At 59.4% G+C, this 849-nt stretch carries 1 protein-coding gene; it reads right to left on the bottom strand.

Annotated elements, in window-relative coordinates:
• Nucleotides 1–739: recombinase family protein (locus QHC67_RS18820; protein ID WP_319296692.1), on the bottom strand; the 739-nt coding region annotated here is incomplete at its 3' end.
• Nucleotides 740–849 lie beyond the last annotated feature (110 nt).

The raw sequence follows: 849 nt of genomic DNA, 5'->3' as shown, positions 1-849 counted from the left end.
GCCGGCTCTTCACTCTGTCCCACAGGTCCTGATCTATGATGCGTAGATCGGGCTCGTTACGGATGACCCATTCGCCTTCGGGGTTGAGACGGGGGACACGCGTAAAACCGCGGTTCTCGTTGGGGATCTCGACCCACTTGCGCCGGTTGAAGATACGGCGGCCTATAGAGATTTCGTTGTTGAGGATGCCCTCCCCGAGCGTGGGGTTGCCGGACAAAGTGGTCGTACCCCAGATGCCGCTGTTATATTTTCCACTTTCCCTGGCACGGGGAGAGGGGATGCGCTCCTTGTTGAGAATGTTGCAGATCGCCTTGAGGCTGGAGCCATCGGCATAGAGCTTGTAGATGCGCAGGACGAGGGCGGCTTCCTCGTCGCAAATGGCAAGGCGATCCGCCGGACGGCCAGAAGGATCAAGCCCCAATACCTCCTTCCCATAGCCGAGGATCTTACCGCCCGTGACGCCGCCGCGCGTCGCCTTGCCCTTGAGACCGCGACGCGTTGTATAGGCGATCCGGGCGCGCTGCTGTTCGCCGATGATGCCTTTGAAGGCAAAGGTGAGATCATCGATGCGGCCTGCCGCCACCGTGTGGAGCACCACGTCATGCGCGTTGAAAAGCTTGCGCATGTAAGAGAGATGTTCCTGATCGCGGCCGAGACGGTCAACATCTTCGATGATCAGGAATCTGGCCTTGCCCATCTTTAGCGCAGCCAGAGCGGCCTGAAGGCCAGGGCGTTCCATGGTGGCGCCGGTGATCCCTGGACTTGTAACGGATTTGTGCCGGTCACCTATCTCATTATGCCACCTTGGCTTCGAACGCGAGTGGGCTGATGCCGCCCAGATATGAATGT

This window comes from Sphingobium sp. (genome assembly GCF_033795625.1).
In the GTDB taxonomy this organism is placed as follows: Bacteria; Pseudomonadota; Alphaproteobacteria; order Sphingomonadales; family Sphingomonadaceae; genus Sphingobium.
Note: the sequence above shows the minus strand (reverse complement) of the source record. Positions and strands in the feature narration are given on the sequence as shown.